This window comes from Kitasatospora xanthocidica, assembly GCF_014656195.1.
GTDB lineage: Bacteria > Actinomycetota > Actinomycetes > Streptomycetales > Streptomycetaceae > Kitasatospora > Kitasatospora xanthocidica.
This window is the reverse complement of record NZ_BNBY01000001.1, coordinates 640,737-655,048: the sequence shown is the minus strand read 5'-3', so window position 1 is coordinate 655,048 and position 14,312 is coordinate 640,737. Positions and strand designations below refer to the sequence as shown.

Annotated in this window: 12 protein-coding genes and 1 tRNA gene; 7 read left to right on the top strand and 6 right to left on the bottom strand. The window is 71.3% G+C overall.

All coding sequences use genetic code 11. From position 1 onward, the window contains the following. The first annotated feature begins 54 nt into the window (after positions 1 to 54). A tRNA-Asp gene (locus IE332_RS02865) sits at positions 55 to 128 on the top strand. Positions 129 to 478: 350 nt separating this feature from the next. Here the strand turns inward: IE332_RS02865 and bldC are convergent. Both bldC and IE332_RS02855 read right to left on the bottom strand, forming a co-directional pair. Next, a complete protein-coding gene (bldC, locus tag IE332_RS02860; protein ID WP_014137253.1) occupies positions 479 to 685 on the bottom strand; it encodes a developmental transcriptional regulator BldC in 207 nt (68 codons plus the stop codon). A gap of 487 nt (positions 686 to 1,172) precedes the next feature. Continuing rightward, positions 1,173 to 2,147 carry a DUF8083 family protein gene (locus IE332_RS02855; protein WP_229928239.1) on the bottom strand — a complete coding sequence of 325 codons (975 nt, stop codon included), beginning with the start codon at positions 2,145 to 2,147 and terminating at the stop codon, positions 1,173 to 1,175. A gap of 207 nt (positions 2,148 to 2,354) precedes the next feature. Between IE332_RS02855 and IE332_RS02850 the strand changes: the two genes are divergently transcribed. Together IE332_RS02850 and IE332_RS02845 are read left to right on the top strand one after the other, a co-directional pair. Next, a complete protein-coding gene (locus tag IE332_RS02850) occupies positions 2,355 to 3,512 on the top strand; it encodes a Glu/Leu/Phe/Val dehydrogenase dimerization domain-containing protein (protein WP_189913417.1) in 1,158 nt (385 codons plus the stop codon). A 386-nt stretch (positions 3,513 to 3,898) separates the two neighbouring features. Next, positions 3,899 to 4,156 carry a DUF3073 domain-containing protein gene (locus IE332_RS02845; RefSeq protein ID WP_189913416.1) on the top strand — a complete coding sequence of 86 codons (258 nt, stop codon included), beginning with the start codon at positions 3,899 to 3,901 and terminating at the stop codon, positions 4,154 to 4,156. A 153-nt stretch (positions 4,157 to 4,309) separates the two neighbouring features. On the opposite strand, the gene purM is transcribed toward IE332_RS02845, so the two are convergent. The 3 genes from purM to IE332_RS02830 all read right to left on the bottom strand — a co-directional run bounded on the left by purM (position 4,310) and on the right by IE332_RS02830 (position 8,247). Beyond that, positions 4,310 to 5,395, bottom strand: a complete 1,086-nt coding sequence (purM, locus tag IE332_RS02840; protein WP_189913415.1) for a phosphoribosylformylglycinamidine cyclo-ligase — start codon at positions 5,393 to 5,395, stop codon at positions 4,310 to 4,312. 96 nt (positions 5,396 to 5,491) lie between these two features. Then, the gene (gene purF / locus IE332_RS02835; protein WP_189913414.1) at positions 5,492 to 7,075 is read right to left on the bottom strand and encodes an amidophosphoribosyltransferase; all 1,584 of its coding nucleotides are present in this window, start codon (positions 7,073 to 7,075) and stop codon (positions 5,492 to 5,494) included. Positions 7,076 to 7,401: 326 nt separating this feature from the next. Beyond that, positions 7,402 to 8,247: a diacylglycerol kinase family protein gene (locus IE332_RS02830; RefSeq protein WP_229928238.1), complete on the bottom strand. Its 846-nt coding sequence runs from the start codon at positions 8,245 to 8,247 to the stop codon at positions 7,402 to 7,404. A 126-nt stretch (positions 8,248 to 8,373) separates the two neighbouring features. Here IE332_RS02830 and IE332_RS02825 point away from each other — a divergent pair, with 126 nt between their 5' ends. Then, entirely contained in the window at positions 8,374 to 9,657 is a 1,284-nt protein-coding gene (locus IE332_RS02825) for an adenylosuccinate synthase (RefSeq protein WP_189913413.1), read from the top strand. Between the two features lie 147 nt (positions 9,658 to 9,804). After that, on the top strand, positions 9,805 to 10,407 hold the full coding sequence (locus IE332_RS02820) for a GNAT family N-acetyltransferase (protein ID WP_189913412.1): 603 nt from the start codon (positions 9,805 to 9,807) through the stop codon (positions 10,405 to 10,407). Positions 10,408 to 10,414: 7 nt separating this feature from the next. On the opposite strand, the gene IE332_RS02815 is transcribed toward IE332_RS02820, so the two are convergent. Next, the gene (locus tag IE332_RS02815) at positions 10,415 to 12,589 is read right to left on the bottom strand and encodes a serine/threonine-protein kinase (protein ID WP_189913411.1); all 2,175 of its coding nucleotides are present in this window, start codon (positions 12,587 to 12,589) and stop codon (positions 10,415 to 10,417) included. 628 nt (positions 12,590 to 13,217) lie between these two features. Between IE332_RS02815 and IE332_RS02810 the strand changes: the two genes are divergently transcribed. Together IE332_RS02810 and IE332_RS02805 are read left to right on the top strand one after the other, a co-directional pair. Beyond that, entirely contained in the window at positions 13,218 to 14,066 is an 849-nt protein-coding gene (locus IE332_RS02810; protein ID WP_189913410.1) for a helix-turn-helix domain-containing protein, read from the top strand. Next, positions 14,063 to 14,263, top strand: coding sequence for a DUF397 domain-containing protein (locus IE332_RS02805; protein ID WP_189913409.1), 201 nt, complete (start codon positions 14,063 to 14,065; stop codon positions 14,261 to 14,263). Before IE332_RS02810 ends, IE332_RS02805 begins: the two co-directional genes overlap by 4 nt. The last annotated feature ends 49 nt before the right edge of the window (positions 14,264 to 14,312 follow it).

Genomic DNA, 14,312 nt, shown 5'->3' with positions numbered 1-14,312 from the left:
ACAGTCTGTCTTGTTCGCAGCGCGGCAAGCGAGTGAACGAGATCAGAACAATCTGGTCCTGTGGAGCAGTTGGTTAGCTCGCCACCCTGTCAAGGTGGAGGTCGCGGGTTCAAGTCCCGTCAGGATCGCCGCAGTGCGAGAGGCCCGGAATCGTCAAGGTTCCGGGCCTCTCGCGTTTCCACGCCGCCGCCACTATCCCGAACCGGGTCCGGACCACAAGTGACGGACCGTGTGACGGTCACCACGCATCCTTCCTCGAAACCGGGCGTGGCACACCCTTCCCAAGGACCCGCTAATTTAATATGTAAAATTGCACTTCTATTCACTGTAAATCCCCCCCGCCCCATGAACACCAAATCGTTATCCGGAGTTCAGCATTCCGATGGACCGGCCCGCCGCCCCGTGGCATGACAAAGGGGCCGCTTACCGGACCCGGCGGAGTCCGGTAAGCGGCCCCTTTGAAAGAGCCTTTGGCCTATCAGGCCTCAGTGCGCTGAGCGGGAATCCCGGCCAGCAGAGCGCGCACCTCCGCCTCACGGTAACGGCGGTGACCGCCGAGCGTGCGAATCGACGTCAGCTTGCCCGCCTTGGCCCAGCGGGTGACCGTCTTCGGGTCCACGCGGAACATGGTGGCGACCTCTGCCGGCGTCAGCAGGGGCTCAGCATCAGGGGTACGAGCGGTCATGAGCGGCCTCCTCGGGAGAACCGAACCAGGGCGGTTCTATCCTTCAAATTCTGCACCTTGGCCCGCGATGCCCGAAATGGCATAGACGGGCCGAGTCGGTTATAGGACGAACGGCTTGTCCTGGTGTCTACAACTACACCATCCGTCCAGCCCTATCGACCAAACCGCCAAAATTGACCCCTCACGGGTTCAAGGCTGACGGATGGCGATGGACCACCCCATAACGGACAGTCACACGGCGATGACATCCGGTTACGAAGGGACCAGACCCTCCGTTTCCCCGCAAAGCGCGCATCGACTCCAGAACCACCCAAAAGTGGGCACGCTCACGTGAAGTTGGGCTGGTTGTCCCATTTTTGCACATAGGGGTAAGTTCGCGTCAACGGTGAGTAGTGTCACGTTCGACGGCTATTGACCCGAACCAGGACCTTGGTCATCGGTGTTCCGGTCCCAAGGACCCTTACAGTCATACACGGGTGGTCGGACGTCAGTTCGCGTACCGCAGCGCCAGCACCCGGCGCCAGCGCACCGTCAGTTCCCCGTACACCCGCAGCGCCTCCGCGGTGTCCCCCGCCCGCAGCGCGCGCAGCCCCTCCTCCAGCTCCCCGGCCGAACGGTCCGCCAGCAACCGCTCCGGCCCCATCAGGTGCACCAGCCCCCCGTAGTCCAGTTCCACCAGCGAGCGCGGATGGAACTCCTCCAGCCACCGCCCGATCAGCTCCGCCCCCCGCACCAGCTCCCCGTCCGGCACCGCCTCGCGCAGCGCCCGGTAGGCCCGCGCCACCCGCCGGCGCGCCTGCGCCATCGGCACCAGGTAGAAGAGCGCCGCCGGCCGGCCGTCCCGCTCCCCTCCCCCCGACGGCTCCCTCCCGGGCTCCCCGCCGGACGGCCCGCCGCCGGACAGGCCCCCGCCCTCCGCCGGACCGCCGCCCTCCGCCCGACCGCCCGGGACGAAGCAGCGGTCCTCGTCCCCGAACGGCAGGAACCAGCGCACCGGCACCTCCCACCGGCTGGTCAGGATCCACGGCCGGGCGTCCGGGTGCTCGGCCCGCCAGCGCTCCCGGTCCGCCTCGGCGGCCTCCCGGACGGCCGGCGGCAGCGCGGTGTCCAGCAGCGCCACCGGCGCCCCGGCCCGCAGCTCCTCCAGCGCCTGCCAGCTGCGCAGCCTGGTCGCCCACGGGCAGACGTAGAGGACGCCGTCCACCACCCGCAGGTAGGCCCGCCCGCTCTCCCGCTCCGGCAGCGCCCGGGGCGTCCGGGCGGCCAGCTCCGCGAGCGCCTCCCGCTGCTCCTCCAGCACCGCCGCCGCGACCGGCTGCGCCGCCTCCCCCGCGTCCGGCCCGTGCTCCGCCGCGTAGGCCTGCCAGCGGGCCCGCTCGGGCTCCGGGTAGGCCGCCAACGGCTCGTAGACCCGCAGGTGGGCGGCGTAGGGCGGTTGTACGGAGGTGCGTACGGCGGTCACGTCCTGCATGGTCGCACGGGCCGACCGGGCCCGGGAGGGCGCGGCCACGAACCGTTCGCGCCCGCACCGCGCACCCCCTCCCGTCTCACCCCTCGGACAACCGGCACAAGCTCGGACAAGAGGGCCTATCGGCGGCGCCCACCCGACTACGCTTCCCCTTAGGCGCCCGCACCACAGCAGCGGGCCTTCGATACTGGAGTCACCACAGTGACCGACGTACAGACCCCCGCCACGCACCCCGCACCCGGCGTGCTCAGCAGGATCTTCCGTACCGAACAGGACGGCGCCCCCGGCGACGGCCACGAGCAGGTCGTCCTCTGCCACGACCGCAGCTCCGGCCTGAAGGCCATCATCGCCATCCACTCCACCGCGCTGGGCCCGGCCCTCGGCGGCACCCGCTTCTTCCCGTACGCCTCCGAGGAGGCGGCGCTGGAGGACGCGCTGAACCTGTCCCGCGGGATGTCCTACAAGAACGCGCTGGCCGGGCTGGACCTCGGCGGCGGCAAGGCCGTCATCATCGGCGACCCGAACAAGGACAAGAACGAGGCGATGCTCCGGGCCTACGGCCGCTTCGTGGAGTCGCTGCGCGGCCGCTACATCACCGCCTGCGACGTGGGCACCTACGTGCAGGACATGGACGTCATCGCGCGCGAGACCGAGTTCGTGACCGGCCGCTCGCCCGAGCACGGCGGCGCCGGCGACTCGTCGATCCTGACCGCCTTCGGCGTCTTCCAGGGCATGCGCGCCTCCGCCCAGGCCCGCTGGGGCCAGCCGACCCTGCGCGGCAAGCGGGTCGGCGTCGCGGGCGTCGGCAAGGTCGGCCACTACCTGGTCGGCCACCTGGTCGCGGACGGCGCCACCGTCGTCGTCACCGACCCCTTCGAGGCCGCCGTCAACCGCGTGCGCGCCGCCCACCCGGACGTGGAGGTGGTCGCCGACACCGCCGCCCTGCTCCAGGCCAAGCTGGACGTCTACGCCCCCTGCGCCCTCGGCGGCGCCCTGACCGACGGCGTGGTCGCCGCGCTCGGCGAGGCCGGCACCTCCATCGTGTGCGGCGCGGCCAACAACCAGCTGGCCCACGCCGGCGTCGAGAAGGACCTCGCCGACCGCGGCATCCTCTACGCGCCGGACTACCTGGTGAACTCCGGCGGCGTCATCCAGGTCGCCGACGAGATCGAGGGCTTCAACTTCGACCGGGCCAAGAACAAGGCCACCAAGATCTTCGACACCACCCTGGAGATCTTCACCCGGGCCGCCACCGACGGCGTCCCGCCGGCGGTCGCCGCCGACCGCCTGGCCGAGAAGCGGATGCGCGAGATCAGCGCGCTGCGCACGGTGCTGCTCCCGGGTGCCCGCCGCGGCTGATCCGGCCGTCGCCACCCGACCCCGGATGCGCGGGGGGCCGCCACCGTGGCCCCCCGCGCATCACGATGTGGAACCGGATTCTCACTTCTCCGGCCGAACGGGTGATCCGGGGTCCCCCTAGGGGGGATAATCAGTCCTGGAACGACGGACCCAAGACACCTCCGGACAGCGCGAAAATCGCCGCAAAACCTCCCTTGACCTGGAAAGACCTGGTCTCGGGTGCGGTCGGTGCGCGCCACGTCACACCAACGACGTACCGTCCAGCGGCGGAAACAGGTACCGTTAATGCTCCAAGGGACGGCTTCTCCCATTCGGGCAGGCCGGTCCTGATCATGAACACGTGTCAGACTCGGGGCCGTGAGCCCCATCGTTGAGGGGGTCGACCCATGGGGCGCGGCCGGGCCAAGGCCAAGCAGACGAAGGTCGCCCGCGAGCTGAAGTACAACAGCGGCGGGTTCGACGCTAACCGTCTGTCCAACGAGCTGGGCGTATCGCCGTCCGCTCCTTCGATCGAGCCGGAGCCGATCGAAGAGGAGGAGGACGACGACCCGTACGCGGAGTACGCCGCCCGCTACGCCGACCTCGACGACGAGGACGACAACGAGCCGGGCACCGGGGCCTCGCAGGCCTCCCGCCGCTCGTAACAGCAGCTCCACCGGACCGGTCCGGCGCCCGAGGCGCCGGACCGGTCTTCGGCGTGCCCTGCTACTCGCCCAGCTCACCTCCGGGCCGCTCGCCCGTACGCGGGAGGGCCCCTCCGGATGTGCCGGAGGGGCCCTCTCGTCGTCAGGTCCGGGTCAGACCGTCCGGAAGCCCTCGTAGGCGTTGTAGAGGGCCGCGCCGCCCTCGTGCTCGTCGGTGCGCTCGACGATGTCGCCGAGCAGCCAGGACTCGACGCCGCGGTCCTCCAGGATCGACAGCACGGCGTCCACCGAGTGCGGCGGGACGACCGCGACCATGCCGACGCCCATGTTGAGCGTCTTCTCGATCTCCAGGGTGGCCACGTTGCCGACCTCGGCGACGGTCCGGAAGACCGGCAGCGGGGTCCAGGTGCCGCGGTCCAGGCGGGCGTGCAGGCCGGCCGGGACGACCCGGGCCAGGTTGGCCGCCAAGCCGCCGCCGGTGACGTGCGAGAAGGCGTGGACCTCGGTGGCGCGGGTGAGCGCCAGGCAGTCCAGCGAGTAGATCCGGGTCGGCTCCAGCAGCTCCTCGCCGAGCGTGCGGCCGAACTCCTCGACCTTGCGGTCCAGCTTCCAGCCGGCCTCGTTCAGCAGCACGTGGCGGACCAGCGAGTAGCCGTTGGAGTGCAGGCCGGAGGCGGCCATCGCGATCACCACGTCGCCGGCCCGGACCCGGTCCGCGCCGAGCAGCGCGTCGGCCTCGACGACACCGGTGCCGGCGCCCGCCACGTCGTACTCGTCCGGGCCCAGCAGGCCGGGGTGCTCGGCGGTCTCGCCGCCGACCAGGGCGCAGCCGGCCAGGGCGCAGCCCTCGGCGATGCCCTTGACGATCGCGGCGACCCGCTCCGGGACGACCTTGCCGACGCAGATGTAGTCGGTCATGAACAGCGGCTCGGCGCCGCAGACCACCAGGTCGTCCACGACCATGCCGACCAGGTCGTGGCCGATGGTGTCGTGCTTGTCCATGGCGGCCGCGATGGCCACCTTGGTCCCCACGCCGTCGGTGGCCGAGGCCAGCAGCGGCCGCTCGTAGTTCTTGAAGGCGGACGCGTCGAAGAGCCCGGCGAAGCCGCCGAGACCGCCGACCACCTCGGGGCGGTTGGCCTTCTTCACCCACTGCTTCATGAGCTCGACGGCGCGGTCGCCCGCCTCGATGTCGACACCGGCGGCGGCGTAGGTGGCGCCGTTCTGGTTGCTGGTCACTGCGGTGCGGCCCTCTCGGGTCAGGGGGGTGGTTCGGGAAGAGCGGGGGCGGAACGGCGGTGGGGCCCCGGTTCGCGGGACCCCACCGTGGATTCGTTACGGGCGGCGCAGCGCGTCGGCCGCGCCCGCCCCGCCGAGCAGCGACTGGACGCCGTCCAGGTCGCTGCCGCTGGTCGGCTTGCCGCGGACGGCCGGCGGCTGCTGGCCGCCCTTGATCTCGGCCTCCAGCAGGAGCTTGCCGAGCAGCGCCGGGTCCGGCAGCTCCATCGGGTACTCGCCGTCGAAGCAGGCCCGGCAGAGCTTGTCCTTGGGCTGCTTGGTGGCCTCGATCATGCCGTCGATCGAGATGTAGGAGAGCGAGTCGGCACCGAGGGTGCGGCCGATCTCCTCGATGGTCATGCCGTTGGCGATCAGCTCCGCGCGGGTGGCGAAGTCGATGCCGAAGAAGCAGGGCCACTTCACCGGCGGGGAGGAGATCCGGATGTGGACCTCGGCGGCGCCGGCCTCGCGCAGCATCTTCACCAGCGCGCGCTGGGTGTTGCCGCGGACGATCGAGTCGTCCACGACCACCAGGCGCTTGCCCTGGATGACCTCGCGCAGCGGGTTGAGCTTGAGGCGGATGCCGAGCTGGCGGATGGTCTGGCTGGGCTGGATGAAGGTGCGGCCCACGTAGGCGTTCTTCACCAGGCCGGAGCCGTACGGGATTCCGCTGGCCTCGGCGTAGCCGATCGCGGCGGGGGTGCCGGACTCGGGCGTCGCTATCACCAGGTCGGCCTCGACCGGGGCCTCCTTCGCCAGGCGGCGGCCCATCTCCACGCGGGAGAGGTGGACGTTGCGGCCGGCGATGGAGGTGTCGGGGCGGGCCAGGTAGACGTACTCGAAGACGCAGCCCTTGGGCTTGGCCTCGGCGAAGCGCGAGGTGCGCATGCCGTTCTCGTCGATGGCGATGAGCTCGCCGGGCTCGACCTCGCGGATGAAGGAGGCGCCGCAGATGTCGAGCGCCGCCGTCTCGGAGGCGACGACCCAGCCGCGCTCCAGCCGGCCGAGCACCAGCGGGCGGATGCCCTGCGGGTCGCGGGCGGCGTAGAGCGTGTGCTCGTCCATGAAGACGAGCGAGAACGCGCCCTTGACCGAGGGCAGGACGAGCTTGGCCGTCTCCTCGATGGAGAGGTCCGGGTGGCCGGCGAGCAGGGCCGTCACCAGGTCGGTGTCGTTGGTCGCCGCGGTCCGGCCGGAGCGCGAGACGTGCTCCTCGCCGGGCAGTTCGGCGACCATGGCCGCCAGTTCGGCGGTGTTCACCAGGTTTCCGTTGTGCCCGAGGGCCAGCGAACCGTGGACGGTCGCCCGGAAGGTCGGCTGGGCGTTCTCCCAGACCGAGGAACCGGTGGTCGAGTAGCGGGCGTGTCCGACGGCGATATGCCCGTGCAACGACCCCAGGGAGGCCTCGTCGAAGACCTGGGAGACGAGTCCCATGTCCTTGAAGACGAGAATCTGGGAGCCGTTGCTCACTGCGATGCCCGCGGATTCCTGACCGCGGTGCTGCAGGGCGTAAAGGCCGAAGAACGTGAGCTTGGCGACCTCCTCGCCGGGAGCCCAGACACCGAAGACGCCGCAAGCGTCCTGGGGGCCTTTCTCACCGGGAAGAAGATCGTGGTTGAGTCTTCCGTCACCACGTGGCACGCCTTCGAGTCTAGGGCAGTTGGCACAGGCTTCCGGAACCCGGGATGCCGGGTTTGTCGGACGATCGGTGAGTAACGCGCGTAGACAAAACCCCTTACGGGGCGGGGATTTCGGCCGGCCGGAATTCCCCCCGGCGGCGGTTGGCCTTGTGGTTCGCGCCTGTTGGGGAGTTCCGTGTGCGGAGCGGGGGGTGTCGGCGGGCGGACGAACGTGAGCCTGCTCACCCGGCGTTCACGCGGGCTTCACGCGGTCGGAATCGCGCGGCCTCGCGCGGCCTCAAGCGGCTTCACGCGGCCTCGCGCCGTCTCGCGCGGCCTCAGGCGGCTTCACGCGGCCGGAAGGAGCAGGCCCCAGGCCGCCGGGTGCACCGTCCAGGTCCGGGCGCGGACCGGGCCGACCGGGTGGCCGTCCGCCTCGTAGCCGAAGCCGCGGCCGACCACCGAGACGCTCGCCGCCCGGGCGCGCACCAGGGCGCCGGAGGCCCGGACCACGACCTCCATCTCCCCGGTCCCGTCCGAGGCGCCGGACGGCAGGGTGACCTGGACCAGCCGGACCGGCCGGTGGACGTCGGCGAGCAGCCGGCCGTCGGCCTCGACCCGGACCCTGGGGTTGTGGTCGGTGCTCTCCGGGGTGAGTGCGTTCGCCTGCTCGGCCGCAGCCAGTTTCGCCCATAGCGAACGCCAGCCACTCGTACGGCCCCCCGTCCAGCGCGTCCCGCCGCCGGTGATCCGCACCCCGCCCAGGGCCACCCCGCCCCCGTCGTCGACCAGCAGGTCCAGCCGGCGGGCCGCACCCGACAGCACCGCTCGCGCGGCCCGGACCGGCTCCCCCGGCACACCCAGCGCGCGGGCCGTCGCCAGCTCCTCCGCGCGGCCGACCGGAACCATCCCCACCGGTTCCGTGCCCAGCTCACGCTGCCGGTGCAGCGCCTGCAGCACCCGCTGCAGGGCAAGATCAGAACCGATCACCACCGGTCGCCTCCGACCCCGGTGCGAAAGCACCCGGTCGAGTTCGGACGTGCTCTCCGGATAGACCACCTTCACGTCCGCACCCCCGCAGAGCACGTCCTTCGCGATCCGCACCGACTCGCCGTCGGTCCGCCGGGCCACCGGGTCGAGCAGCAGCAGGAGCGGCTCGGGGCCGCCGGTAGCAGGCGTGGACAGGGACGACACGACCGGTCCTTCCTCAGGTAATCTCTCGGTGCAAGAGCCCCTTGCGCCATTGCGCCAGGGGCTTCGTCTATCTCGGGGCAGACTGCGGCCTACGCAGGATGCCCCAACCGGAAGGGGTGTACGCCTGTGCCGGCACTCGTGCTCGTTGGCGCTCAGTGGGGGGACGAGGGCAAGGGGAAGGCCACCGACCTCCTCGGCGGCTCCGTGGACTACGTCGTCCGCTACCAGGGCGGCAACAACGCCGGTCACACGGTGGTCATCGGCGACCAGAAGTACGCCCTGCACCTGCTCCCTTCCGGCATCCTCAGCCCGAACGTCACGCCGGTGATCGGCAACGGCGTCGTGATCGACCCGGCCGTGCTGCTCTCCGAGCTGGCCGGCCTGAACGAGCGCGGCATCGACACCTCCAAGCTGCTGGTCTCGGGCAACGCCCACCTGATCACGCCGTACCACCGCACCCTGGACAAGGTCACCGAGCGCTTCCTCGGCAAGCGCCGGATCGGCACCACCGGCCGCGGCATCGGCCCGACCTACGCGGACAAGATCAACCGCGTCGGCATCCGGGTCCAGGACCTGTTCGACGAGTCGATCCTGCGCCAGAAGATCGAGGCGGCGCTGCACGACAAGAACCAGGTCCTGGTCAAGCTGTACAACCGCCGCACCATCCCGGCCGACCTGGTGGTCGAGGAGTACCTGGGCTACGCGGAGAAGATCAAGCCCTTCCTCGCCGACACCACCCTCGTCCTGGACGAGGCGCTGAAGGCGGACAAGGTCGTCCTGCTGGAGGGCGGCCAGGGCACCCTGCTCGACGTCGACCACGGCACGTACCCCTTCGTGACCTCGTCGAACCCGACCGCGGGCGGTGCCTGCACCGGCGCCGGCATCGGCCCCACCAAGATCGACCGGGTTATCGGCATCCTGAAGGCCTACACCACCCGCGTCGGCTCCGGCCCGTTCCCGACCGAGCTGTTCGACGCGGACGGCGAGGCCCTGCGCCGGATCGGCGGCGAGCGCGGTGTCACCACCGGCCGTGACCGCCGCTGCGGCTGGTTCGACGCCGTGATCGCGCGCTACGCGACCCGGGTCAACGGCCTCACCGACTTCTTCCTCACCAAGCTCGACGTGCTGACCGGCTGGGAGCAGATCCCGGTCTGCGTCGCGTACGAGATCGACGGCAAGCGGGTCGAGGAGCTCCCCTACAACCAGTCCGACTTCCACCACGCCAAGCCGATCTACGAGACGCTGCCGGGCTGGACCGAGGACATCAGCAAGGCCAAGTCCTTCGCCGAGCTGCCGAAGAACGCCCAGGCGTACGTGAAGGCGCTGGAGGAGATGTCCGGCGCGCCGATCTCCGCCATCGGCGTCGGCCCGGGCCGTGACGAGACGATCCAGATCAACTCGTTCATCTGAGCCAGGCCGCCAGGCACGTCGTAGGCCGGGCGCTTCGAGGGCCCCGTGGGATCCGTCCCGCGGGGCCTTTGCTCTGCCCCGGCCGGGCATTTTGTACTAGTGCAGATATCTCTTGCGTCTAGTGCAGAGCGGCGCTACGTTCGGCCCATGACCGCGAAGCTGCCCTCCCCCGTCACCCTCACCGGCCGCCACATCCGCCTGGAGCCGCTGGAGCGCCGTCACCTCGCCGACCTCTGGGCCACCGTCGGCTCCGACCCCGAGGTCTGGCGCTGGATCCTCGTCCACGTCCCCACCTCGGAGGACGAGCTGGGCGCGCTCCTCGACGTCCGCACCGCCGAGGCGGCGGCCGGGGAGTCGGTGTACTTCACCGCCGTCGACCTCACCACCGGCCGGGCCGTCGGCATCACCGGCTACCACGACTTCAGCGCCGAGAACGAGTACCTGGAGATCGGCGGCACCTGGTACGCCCGCTCGGTCTGGCGCACCGCCGTCAACACCGAGGCCAAGCTGCTGCTGCTCACCCACGCCTTCGAGGAGCTCGGCATGGGCCGCGTCTTCTGGAAGACCGACGCCCTCAACGAGCGCTCCCGCAACGCCGTCCTGCGCCTCGGCGCCCGATTCGAGGGCATCCACCGCCGCGACCGCCTCCGCCCCGACGGCACCTGGCGGGACAGCGCCTACTTCGCGATGCTCGCCGACGAGTGGCCGGCCGCCAAGTCCCGCCTGGTGGACCGCCTTTCCCGCGGCTGAGGACGCCTCAGGCGGCGGGCAGGGCGGACACCGTGTTCCCGATCCAGGCGAACACGAGCTTGCCGTCGGTGCTCAACCGGCAGTCGGCGTTCTCTCCGGCCGGCCGGTACGCCGGGTCGGTGAAGGTCCACTTGAGGCGTCCGGTGGCGGCGTCGACGGCGTGGACGCAGGGCAGCGGGCCCGCCGCGTGCGGAACGGTGCCGGGGACGAAGACGGTGCCCGCGACCGGCACCGGCGCCTCGGCCTCGGCCGGGTGGCCGGGCAGCGGGCAGGTCCAGCGGACCTGCCCGGTCTCAGCGTCCACGGCGGAGACCGACGGGGTGCCGAGAGTCAGGTAGAGGATGCCGTCGGCCACCGCGAGGTCGCCGATCCGCCCGGCCTTCGGGTCCAGGCGCCAGACCTGCTTGCCGTCCTCCAGACCGACCGCCTGCAGGCCCGCGCCGTCCACCGGGAGATAGGCCCGCTGGTCGTCGCACCGGACCGGCCAGGGCGTCCCGCTCCCGGTCCGTACCCGCCACAGTTCCGTGCCGTGGTCCTCGGTGTCCCGGGCGACCACGTCGTTCCTGTTGTCGAGGTGCAGCAGCGTGCTGCCGCCGATCGCCCCGGGCGTGACCAGGTCGGAGGAGTCCCGGTCCTCCTGGAACCAGAACCGGCTGCTCAACTCCCGGCCCATGCACAGGATCCCGGTGGTGGTGGCACCCCCGCCGTCGGCCGGCCCGACGGCGATCTTGACGTAGAGCCGCTGGTCGGTCGCCGCCAGCAGGCACTCGTACACGGGCTTCCTGCCGTCGCCCAGGATGCCGATCGCGGCGGGGCCCGCCGAACCGCCGGCGAGCACGAGCCGGTGCAGCTCGCCGGACAGCTCGTAGAGGTCACTGCCGCCCGCCAGGTACGTCCTGCTCCTGGCGCCCTTGTTCTCCCAGCGGCCCTCGCCGGTGGCGGCGTCCACCGCGAGCAGGGTGTCCGCGTGGAGCAGGACGAGGTCGTCGACCACCAGGGCCCGGCGCGCGCCCGGGTCGGTGCCCTCGGTGGTGACGGTCCAGACCGGCTTGGGCGCCGCCCCGGCCTTGTCGCCCGGGGAGTCCGAGCGGGTCAGGGCCCAGGCGGCGGCACCCGCCGCGGCCGTGACGGCCAGGGCACCGCCGGACAGCAGCAGCCGGCGGCGGGAGAACGCGCCACTGCGGGGAACCGTCCCCTCCTCCGCCGTCACCGGTGGCTCCGCCGGTCCGGCCGGGTCCACCCGGGTGCGGTTCTGCGCGATCGTCGGCGCCTCGGACGGCCCCCGGCCGACGCGCAGCGGGGCCTCCAGGTTCAGCACCGCCGCCGCGTGGCGGGCCAGGCCGGCGGCCACCGGCGCGGGGAGCCAGTCGGCGCCGGCGGCGCCGGGCGAGAGCAGGGCGCGCAGTTCGGCCGGGGTCGGGCGCCGCTCCGGGTCCTTGCGCAGGCACCGTTCCAGGACCCCGCGCAGTCCGGCCGGCACGGCGGCGAGGTCGGGCTCGTCGTGCACGACCTTGTAGAGCTGGGCGGCCACACCGGAGGCGCTCTCGAAAGGGCCGTGCCCGGTCACCGCGAAGACCAGCACCGAGGCCAGCGAGAAGACGTCCCCGGGGGCGCCGCTCCGCAGCCCGCCGGCCTGCTCCGGGGACATGAAGCCTGGAGAGCCGACCACCCCGCCGGTCCTGGTCACGTCGTCGTCGTCCAGGGCCCGGGCTATGCCGAAGTCGATCACCCGCGGGCCGTCGGCGGCGAGCAGGACGTTGGAGGGCTTGAGGTCACGGTGGACCAGCCCGGCGCGGTGGATCGCCTCCAGCGCCTCGGCCAGCCGGGCACCGAGCGCGCGCACCGACGCCTCCGGCAGCGGGCCGTGGTCCCGGACCGCCTGGGCCAGCGAGGGGCCGAGGACGTACGCGGTGGCGAGCCAGGGCACCGGGCCGTCCGGGTCGGCGTCGGTCACCGGGGCGGTGTGGACGGCGTCCACCGCCCGGGCGGCGGCCACCTCTCGGCGGAAGCGGGTCCGGAACACTGTGTCCCGGGCGAGTTCGGAGCGGACCACCTTCACCGCGACCGTACGCCCGCCCGCCGAGCGGGCCAGGTACACGTCCCCCATGCCGCCCGCCCCGAGCCGGGCGAAGAGCCGGTACGGGCCGATGGCCTCCGGGTCTGCGTCGTACAGCGGCTCCATCTGTTCCCCCCGGCGAGAGTCCCCCGGCTAAGGCACCGGTCGGCATCGCCGGTGATGGTACGGGAGCCCGCGGCCGTACCCCCGGGTGGGGTGTCGCCGCCTCCGCCGTCACCGCCCGGGGTGGGCCCAATCAATCGGGGGGCGCCGCTATTTCCGTTCTCCGGTGACGGAATGGCCCGCCGCGATACCGCGCTTCGCCGGGCGGTGTTCCCGGGGCTGGAGGTTGACCAGCCAGACCAGCCAGCCGACGAAAAGGACGGCGAGGAGGAGTGCGGACAACGCGGCGACGAGAAGCGCATTCACCGGGATGCGGAAATGCGGTGGGAAGGACGGGGATGGTGGGGAAGGCGGAGAGGCGTGGGAAGGGGCATGGCTGTCTCCGGTCGTTGATGTTCGGGCGCCGTGACCATGCATCTGGTGTGTAATTACGGCTGATTGACGACTGTTTAGGCGGCAACAAGTCAGCGAGTGACACGACGACCATAGGGTCAGGGTGCCAGAGTTGCTACCGAGCGAGAGAACGTTCACTCCATCGTGGGGTATCCCCCAATTCGGTAGCTAGGGCCCGGTATGCGCGGCACACTTCACCGGAAGCATCGACCGCAGCCGCGACCCGGAGAAGAGAGTCATGCCACCCCGCTTGTCGCCGACCGTGCGCCAGCAGCGCCTCGGAATCGAGTTGCGCAAGATGCGCGAACGCGTGGGCGTGACGCCCAAGACCCTGGCCGCGACCATCGGCACCGACCTGCCCAAGATCTCCCAGATGGAGAACGGCAAGTCGGGCATCAGCGCCGACCGGTTGCGGACCTGGGCGCGCACCTGCGGCTGCGAGGACGGCCCGTACCTGGACGCACTGCTCGCGATGACGCAGGACCGGCGCAAGTACTGGTGGGACAGCTACCGGGGCCGGCTGCCCAACGAGATCATCGACATCGCGGAGATGGAGCACCACGCCTCCTCCCTGTCCATCCTCAACAGCACCTTCATCCCCGGCCTGTTGCAGACCCCGGAGTACGCCGCCGCGGTGTTCGAACGCCTCCCCCCGCAGTACCAGCAGGAGGCGGAGGCCCGGAGGGAATTCCGGATTCGGCGCCAGCAGATCTTCGACGACCGTCCGAAGCCGTACAGCGCATTCCTCCACGAGTCCGCGCTGCGCATGCAGTTCGGCGGTCCGGAAGTGCTGCGCGAACAGTTGCTGAGCCTGCTGGAGAATTCCGAGCGGCCCGGGGTGGAGATCCGGGTGATCCCGTTCAGCGTCCCCACCTACACGGGATCCGGGGAGAGCCTGTACCTCGCCCGCGGGCCGGTCCCGGAGCTCGACACCGTCCAGATCGACCTCTCCCACGGGCCGAAGTTCGTGCACTCCGAAGCGGAATTGGACTCCTACCGCCGGATCAAGGAGAGGACCGCGATGATCTCGCTGGAGCCGGACGAGTCCCGGGAGTTCATCTGGACCTTACGGAAAGACTTCTCATGAGCAGTTGGCGCAAGGCCTCGGCCAGCGGCGAGAGCGCCGACTGCGTCGAGGTCAGGGCCGCGGGCGGGCTGGTGGAGATCCGCGAGTCGGACCGGCCCGAGGTGGTCGTACGGACCACGCCGCGCAAGTGGGCCGCCTTCGTCCGCGGGGTGAAAGCCGGGGAGTTCGACCGGTACGGCGACCTCACCCGGCCGTGACACCGGCCCCGGCGGCGGCCGGGCACCGGCCCGGCGGCAGCTGAGACAC

Excerpts from the sequence above, each read along its gene's own strand:
- bldC (WP_014137253.1), bottom strand. The coding sequence starts at position 685 with ATGACCGCTCGTACCCCTGATGCTGAGCCCCTGCTGACGCCGGCAGAG.
- IE332_RS02845 (WP_189913416.1), top strand. The coding sequence starts at position 3,899 with ATGGGGCGCGGCCGGGCCAAGGCCAAGCAGACGAAGGTCGCCCGCGAG.
- IE332_RS02820 (WP_189913412.1), top strand. The coding sequence starts at position 9,805 with ATGACCGCGAAGCTGCCCTCCCCCGTCACCCTCACCGGCCGCCACATC.
- IE332_RS02815 (WP_189913411.1), bottom strand. The coding sequence starts at position 12,589 with ATGGAGCCGCTGTACGACGCAGACCCGGAGGCCATCGGCCCGTACCGG.
- IE332_RS02810 (WP_189913410.1), top strand. The coding sequence starts at position 13,218 with ATGCCACCCCGCTTGTCGCCGACCGTGCGCCAGCAGCGCCTCGGAATC.
- IE332_RS02805 (WP_189913409.1), top strand. The coding sequence starts at position 14,063 with ATGAGCAGTTGGCGCAAGGCCTCGGCCAGCGGCGAGAGCGCCGACTGC.